This is a genomic window from Paenarthrobacter sp. NPDC057981 (assembly GCF_042886835.1).
Taxonomy (GTDB): Bacteria; Actinomycetota; Actinomycetes; order Actinomycetales; family Micrococcaceae; genus Arthrobacter.
In genome coordinates this window covers 43,799-50,482 of the sequence record NZ_JBHVQI010000030.1, presented here as the reverse complement: position 1 = coordinate 50,482, position 6,684 = coordinate 43,799, and the positions used below count along the sequence as shown (strand labels likewise).

At 60.7% G+C, this 6,684-nt stretch carries 9 protein-coding genes; all 9 read left to right on the top strand.

Annotation, left to right across the window (positions count from 1 at the left end; all coding sequences use genetic code 11):
• Positions 1 to 81: 81 nt before the first annotated feature.
• The 9 genes from ACFVSI_RS19680 (at position 82) to ACFVSI_RS19640 (ending at position 6,310) form a co-directional block, all read left to right on the top strand.
• Entirely contained in the window at positions 82 to 414 is a 333-nt protein-coding gene (locus tag ACFVSI_RS19680) for an ArsR/SmtB family transcription factor (RefSeq protein ID WP_387827432.1), read from the top strand.
• The gene (locus ACFVSI_RS19675) at positions 407 to 814 is read left to right on the top strand and encodes an SRPBCC domain-containing protein (protein WP_387827429.1); all 408 of its coding nucleotides are present in this window, start codon (positions 407 to 409) and stop codon (positions 812 to 814) included. The genes ACFVSI_RS19680 and ACFVSI_RS19675 overlap by 8 nt, the downstream gene beginning before the upstream one ends.
• A gap of 107 nt (positions 815 to 921) precedes the next feature.
• Entirely contained in the window at positions 922 to 1,137 is a 216-nt protein-coding gene (locus ACFVSI_RS19670; RefSeq protein WP_387827426.1) for a PLDc N-terminal domain-containing protein, read from the top strand.
• A gap of 280 nt (positions 1,138 to 1,417) precedes the next feature.
• Positions 1,418 to 1,756, top strand: coding sequence for a hypothetical protein (locus tag ACFVSI_RS19665; RefSeq protein ID WP_387827423.1), 339 nt, complete (start codon positions 1,418 to 1,420; stop codon positions 1,754 to 1,756).
• Positions 1,757 to 1,759: 3 nt separating this feature from the next.
• Positions 1,760 to 2,065, top strand: coding sequence for a pore-forming ESAT-6 family protein (locus ACFVSI_RS19660; protein WP_387825323.1), 306 nt, complete (start codon positions 1,760 to 1,762; stop codon positions 2,063 to 2,065).
• Between the two features lie 17 nt (positions 2,066 to 2,082).
• Positions 2,083 to 2,454 (top strand): DUF6507 family protein, encoded by a 372-nt coding sequence (locus ACFVSI_RS19655; protein ID WP_387827420.1) that lies wholly within the window; start codon positions 2,083 to 2,085, stop codon positions 2,452 to 2,454.
• A gap of 2 nt (positions 2,455 to 2,456) precedes the next feature.
• Positions 2,457 to 4,841 (top strand): hypothetical protein, encoded by a 2,385-nt coding sequence (locus tag ACFVSI_RS19650; RefSeq protein WP_387827417.1) that lies wholly within the window; start codon positions 2,457 to 2,459, stop codon positions 4,839 to 4,841.
• Positions 4,842 to 5,028: 187 nt separating this feature from the next.
• Positions 5,029 to 5,502 carry a hypothetical protein gene (locus ACFVSI_RS19645; RefSeq protein ID WP_387827415.1) on the top strand — a complete coding sequence of 158 codons (474 nt, stop codon included), beginning with the start codon at positions 5,029 to 5,031 and terminating at the stop codon, positions 5,500 to 5,502.
• Between the two features lie 151 nt (positions 5,503 to 5,653).
• A complete protein-coding gene (locus ACFVSI_RS19640; RefSeq protein ID WP_387827412.1) occupies positions 5,654 to 6,310 on the top strand; it encodes a hypothetical protein in 657 nt (218 codons plus the stop codon).
• The last annotated feature ends 374 nt before the right edge of the window (positions 6,311 to 6,684 follow it).

Below are 6,684 nucleotides of genomic sequence, written 5' to 3'. Positions count from 1 at the left end.
GAGAAATAAAACCACCAAATCGTGCTGCTGGCGTTAGCTGAAATATTGTCATTTCGGAAATTTCCGACATATTATCTTCACGTGCCCTCCGACGTTTTCGGCGCCCTCGCGAACCCTTCGCGGCGGACCATCCTCGACACCCTCCTCGCCGGTCCCCTGACCGCGGGCGAACTGACGGGTCGACTGGAGCTCAGCCGCTCATCGGCGTCGGAACACCTGACCGTCCTCAAAGACGCGGGGCTGATCCGCGAGGAACGGCAAGGCCGGCACAGGATCTACCACCTCCAGCCGCAAGGACTGCGTGAAGTCAGCGGCTGGCTGCAGCACTACGAGCGTTACTGGAACCAGCGGCTTGATGCCCTGGCCGATCTGCTGGACGACGAATCTACTGAACAGGAAAACACCCATGACTGAAAACGCCATCCGCCTTGAGCGCACCTTCCCCCACCCCAAAGAATCAGTGTGGGCCGCCCTCACGACGCCGGAGCTCCTGGCCCGTTGGTGGGCCCCCGGCGACATCGCGCCCGTCGTTGGGCACCGGTTCACCATGGACATGGGCGCCTGGGGCCAGCAGCAGTGCGAAGTCACCGCCGTCGAGCCCGGCGAATCGATCACTTTCGTCTTCGCCGAAGGCACCTTGGATACGACCATCACCTGGAGGCTGGAAACGGTCGACGCCGGGACAACACTTCACTTCGAACACGCCGGCTTCAACCTGGACTCGCCCATGGGACGGCAGGCCATCGAGGGCATGGGCAACGGCTGGCCGGGCCTGCTGGGGGGGATCGAGCAGGTGTTGGTGAGTGTGGGCTGATTGCGGGGGCGGCGGTTCCCTGCGACTGGCTCATATGTGCGGGCGCTGCTCGGCACCCAGGCCGGCTGCTACATTGCAGGGAAACGGCATGTTCAAGGGGGAACGGCATGGAAGCTTTGCAGTGGATACCAGCGATCCTGGCGGGAGCCGCCGCACTCTTTGTGATGGGATCGATCGTTTGGGCCGTCTTCGATATCCTCGGCGAAACCCGCCTGACTCAAACCGCCAGGGTGCTCTGGGTCGTCCTGATGTTCGCTGTCCCGCTCTTTGGAATTCTGGCCTGGCTGTTTGCGAAGCCCCGGCTGTCCACTTTGCCTCGGTAATACCTAGATGGTGACTGGTGAGCACTCATTTTGGGGGTTTCAGCACCTAGATTGAGCCTTTTCACCCCCTAGTTTGGCTGTTCCGCCACCTAGTGTCGGTGGTGTGGGGCATGCTTGGTTCCGGTCGCACAGCTCGCCGGACCACCCGGCGTGTGACCAGCCCGTCATAAAAGATTCAACAACTTGTTACTGCATCGACTGGACTTAATAAACGGTTTTCAGGATGCTGTTAAGGTGCTCCGGCACCGCCACGACCGATGATCAACCCTTGGGGGAACGCATGGCCATCTTCGACATGGGCGCCGAAACGCTCAGCCACCTGAACAAACAAACCGACGCCTCCCACCAGGACCTCGGCGCCCTGGTCCGCCGCTTCGTCGACGCCGTCACCCCGCTCGAAGGCAAATTCAGCGGCGCGGGCAAAGCCGCGTTCGACGCATTCAAAAACCGCTCCGACCTCGTCGCGTCCGAACTGAACACCGCCCTGGCCGCGATCGTGACCGGCCAGTCCGGAATGAACACCGCCTTCACCCAAGGCGACCTGAACGCCTCCGATAACGCGCGCCGCTCCGAAAGCGCCGCGAACTTCGACGCCGCACGCTTCCAAGGACGGGCCTAAACCATGACCACCAACCGCATCGCCTACGACACCAACATCTCCGCCCAGGTCCAATCCGACATCCAAGGCCTCGCCGCGCAACTCGAGTCCCTCATCGCGGCCCGCCAAACCGACGTCAACCAGGCCATGGCCGACTTCCGCGCCGACGGCGTCGACACCGAATACCAGACCGTCGAAACCCGCTGGAACAACGCCGCCGACGAAGTCAAAGCCATCATCACCCTCGTCCGCACCACCCTGGGCCAGAACGACGAAACCGCCACCACCGCCGCGACCTCTGCCCGCAACGCCGTGCAGAGCATCGGCTAACCCCCGGCTTCTCGATCATGGCTGTCTGGAACATCGACGTCACCGCGGCGTCATCGACGCTCAAGGCCACCGCGGCCCAGGTAGAGGGCGTCCAGCCCTGCCTTGAAGGTATGGGCGCGGCGCTCCAACAGGCCGCTGCCGCGATCCCCGATGATGCGGGCGTGGTCCTTGCTGCGCTGAACGATGTTGTGACCCTAAGGCTCAGCCCTGCCGCTACCGAGGTTGCGAGCCGCTCGGAGAACGTCATCGTTTCCACGGCCCAGGCCTTGAATTTCTACCAGCAAGGGGATCTGACCATGGCGACCGCTGCCCAACGCAGTGCCGGGCAGGTCGATTCACACACCCCTCTGGCACCCACGAGCGGGCCTATGACATCCCTAAGGGATTAAGAATGAGTGCTGATGTTGGCCCTTCCGGGCTGAATCCCACGGGTGGGTTTGCGCTGCCCGATGTTGATGCCCTGGATGCTGCGGCCCAGTCGCTCCGGCAGCACGCTGATGATTTCCTCGCCGACGTGGCGACCTCAACGGCGATCTGGCGGGGACTGTCCTCCTCGTATTCCTCCGATGAGTCGCCCACGGTGTTGGCCGCGTTCGGGACCATCATGCCTGCAGCCCAGCGGGTGCAGGGAGCAGGAGCATCGACGTCGACGGCGTTGGCGGCGTTTTCGGCCACGTGCCGTGAGCTGAAGCATCGTCTGGACGCGTATGGGCGGAAGGTCCATGCTTTGGACGCCGACATCGGCGCATTCCCCACATCCGTGGAAAAGACCACGGTGCTCAAGGATGAAGTGATCACCACCCGGGTGCAACAGCACTGGTCCGGCGAAGCGGACCTCACCGCCCGGCATGACAGTCTCGCCTCCGAGGTCAAGGCCATCCACGATGACTACCTCGCCGCACAGAACAGCTGTGCCAGCGCCCTGGCTCAGGCCTCGGGCGGAGAAACCTACACCGTGTCCCGACCCGTAGGCCCAGACATGAAGTCCGGGAACTGGTTCGATGAGGTTCTCTGGAACGCAGGAACAGCCCTGGGAATCGAACACCCCCAAGAGGAACAGCCTTGGGGCAAGCAAACGGTGCCCTACCGGCCGAACGGAACCCTGGGCCTCCTCCAAGGCTTCGGCGCGGGAGCAATAGAACTCATCGACGGCGTCTACTCATTCGTCGGCACAGACAACCCCAACAAAAGGCAACAAGCGTGGGCGGGCTTGGGTGCGGCCATAGGGGCTTTCACCACCCTGGCCCTTACGCCCCTGTCAGCCTGGGATGAAGAGCGAAAGCAACGCGAAGCCCCCGAAGTCCAGAAAGCCTTGGACTTGTTCGGGTCCATGGGACCGGCGTTCATCCATGCCAGCGAGGCCGGAACCAACCCCAACTGGGCAGCCGGCGCCACGAGCTTCAACGTTGCCAGCATCGTTGGTTCCTACGGTGCCGGCGCGGCACTAAAGAGCGGAGTAGTGGCCAGCAGAGCCGGTGCCATCGCCGAACGACTCAGCATCGCCACTGTGCAAAGTACACGACTGCAAAATCTCTCAGCCATGCTCGGCGCAACAGCGAGCGGCCTCAAAACCACCGGAGAGTTCCTGGCCAAACCCGGCTCGCTGACCCTCAAGGTCTCCGACATCCTGATGCCCAACACCACCGCCAAAGTCATCAACACCATGGCCCAAGCCCGCCATGCGACCTGGGCCGCGATCAGCACTGTCAAAACAGCAACCCTGGACACCATCACCACGTCCAAGCATGGACTCGCCGACGGCATGGGACACCTCGCGAACGGCCTGCGCGCAGCAGAAGCGACCATCCCAGGCCCGGTGGTACCGCACCCCAGCGGCGTCGTGACCCGCACCGGAATCCAAACCGGGATCCCCGACCTGCTCGACAACAAGGCCGCAAAGATCCGGGAGAACAACCCACCGGCCTTCGTGCCGCCCAAAACCCCCGCCGCCGATACCCCTGCGCCCCTCCACCTTCCGAGCATGGAAGAACGTTTCCCGCCGCCGGAGAACATCACCAACACCGTCACCTACCGGCACGGCGACAGCGCCTTTCCCGTCCACCGCAAGGAGAATTTCGCCGCTCGCACCACCCTGAAGCCGAACACCGAATACATCATCGAGCACCGCGGCCTCATGAGAGACAGCACAGGCGCCCTCAAAGCAAACACCATCGAGAAGTACTACACCGATGACACCGGCACAGTCACCCGGGTAGATACCTACGCCGGGGTCAAAGGCGCATGGTCCCCCGAACTGAACAAACCTATGCCTAACGTCACCTACAACGTGGTCGCCCAAGTCGACGGTGGATTGCAGAACACCTTCACCCTCAAAATGGACGCCAACGGAGACCTCGCTTACGCCAAAGGCCACATCACCTCAACCCTCGTCGGCGACGTCAACCGCAACGGATGGCAACAACTCAAAGCCGGCTGGCTCGGCGGCCCCGGCTACGACGGCGGCCACGCAGCCCCCTCAGCCCTGGGCTTCATCGGCGAACGCGGCGGACTCTTCCCTCAACACGCCTGGCAAAACCGCAAAATAGGAACACCCAACGAGCTCGACACTTCAAACAACTTCCACGACACGGAAATGGAAGTCATCAAGAAGGTCAAACGCGACATCTCGGAAGGCAAACCCGTCGACCTCAGTTGGGAGATGAACCTGACGAAAAGCACTCAATCATCAGTTCCTCCGACCGTAAGATTGGAATATTCCTTCGGGTCAATGGACCCTGTCATTGCAAGGTTCAATAATCTGAAGATGAGTGAGTAGGTTTCATAGCGTGACTAGCTTTGATCTTGGCGAGGACCCGTGGGTTGAGAGCGGACTGAATCGACTGCAGGAGGAAGCCTTCGGAAATTCAGGGTTCGCTCTCGGTGCAAGTGAACTAGTTGATGTCCTCGTGCATAGAACCAGCACTACCTTCTGGCGCGGACGAATGTATCAAGGCGGCAGCCGAGTGCCCCGTGGAAGTACCTTCCACTTCTCAGACGATTCATTGACAACGTGGCTTGATGAGTGCCACGTTCGTGCCTATACGCTCGGCCGAGGCACGTGGACAACGGCCGAGGTCCACATCTATCCGGACCGACCCGGAAGGCTCGAACTCTTCGAAGAGGAACTTCTGGAGAGAATGCCCGACGGGCACTGGTACCCAGGAGCACGCCCCTCTGGAGCAAGCGCGTGGGCGCAGCAACTCCTCGCTTTCCCGCGAACTGCGGACAACATCCCGCCGTGGATGTGGGATATCTTCCGGACTGAGGACGTAACTCCGCCGATCTACAACCCCGAGTTCAACTCCGTGGACTGGAAGAATCGGCGACGCCCGGTCACTGATAGGGGAACTGACTTCACGGTCGAACCAACCGTGATTGATCCTACGTTGGAACCTGGTGTCTTCGCCAAGATCGGAAAGAAACTCTTCGGAGGATAAGACCCACACGACCCGTCCGGCGGCGTCGTCGGTTCGGTCAGTTAAGCGGCAGTCTTGCCGGCCACGCCTCCCCCGCCCGCAGTCATTCTGGCACCGCTAAAACCAATCGAAAGATTAGATAGTGCGAAGCTCCCTACGAAAATAGGCTCCAATGGTCACGTTTGACTTGAATTCAGAACCCTTCGTCGAGATCGGATTACAGAGGCTTTCTGGCGAGGCTTTCGGGCCTGATGGCTTCGCTCAGCACATGGACGAGGTCGTACATGTGCTGATTCACCGCAGAACAAGCACATTTGGGTTCGGTCATGTGGTCTCCGGCGATAACCACATCTATACGGGCCGATCAGATACAGATAGGTTCTCATACGACGGTTTGAACGTCTGGCTCGACGAATGCAGATTTCTGGCGTATTCACCGGGTGTAGGAACGTGGACTACGGCCATCATTCACGTCTTTCCAAATCGACCTGGCCGGCTCGATCTCTATGACGAAGAACTTTTGGAGAAAGATGCCCAAGGTAACTGGCCACCCGGAGGAGGTCCGGCCAACGCCCTAACATGGGCGCAGCAACTCCTAGCATTCCCGCGGTCTGCGGCCAACATCCCGCCGTGGTTGTGGGATATTTTCAAGGCTGAGGACGTAACTCCGCCGATCTACAACCCGGAGTTCAACTCCGTGGACTGGAAGAATCGGCGACGCCCGGTTACTGATAGGGGAACTGACTTCACAGTCGAGCCAACAATTATTGACCCATCGTTGGAGCCGGGTGTCTTCGCCAAGATCGGACGGAAACTCTTCGGAGGGTAAGACCAAAGCGACCCGACCGACGTCGTCATTTTCATGTCAGTAAAGCGGCATTCGCGCCGCCCACGGATCCTGCGACCGCCGTCGTCGACCTTCATCGCCCCAGGACCTGCCGACCGCGGTCGCCGTCGGTGAGAACTACTACACCGATGACACCGGCACTGTCACTCGGGAAGTTACCTACGCCGGGGTCAAAGGCGCATGGTCCCCCGGAATTGGAGCTTGAATATCGCTTTAGCCAGGACCGTGCCACGTTCAAGACCTTCAATAACTAGACCAATTGGGAGAGTGTAGGCAATTGACCTCTTACAACCTGCGCGACGAGCCTGTGATCATTCGGGGCGTGGCGAGACTTCAGAGGGAAGCGTTCGGGCCCT

Bases quoted from the DNA above. Each gene is read 5' to 3' on its own strand.
- ACFVSI_RS19675 (WP_387827429.1), top strand. From the start codon at position 407: ATGACTGAAAACGCCATCCGCCTTGAGCGCACCTTCCCCCACCCCAAA.
- ACFVSI_RS19670 (WP_387827426.1), top strand. From the start codon at position 922: ATGGAAGCTTTGCAGTGGATACCAGCGATCCTGGCGGGAGCCGCCGCA.
- ACFVSI_RS19665 (WP_387827423.1), top strand. From the start codon at position 1,418: ATGGCCATCTTCGACATGGGCGCCGAAACGCTCAGCCACCTGAACAAA.
- ACFVSI_RS19660 (WP_387825323.1), top strand. From the start codon at position 1,760: ATGACCACCAACCGCATCGCCTACGACACCAACATCTCCGCCCAGGTC.
- ACFVSI_RS19655 (WP_387827420.1), top strand. From the start codon at position 2,083: ATGGCTGTCTGGAACATCGACGTCACCGCGGCGTCATCGACGCTCAAG.
- ACFVSI_RS19650 (WP_387827417.1), top strand. From the start codon at position 2,457: ATGAGTGCTGATGTTGGCCCTTCCGGGCTGAATCCCACGGGTGGGTTT.
- ACFVSI_RS19640 (WP_387827412.1), top strand. From the start codon at position 5,654: ATGGTCACGTTTGACTTGAATTCAGAACCCTTCGTCGAGATCGGATTA.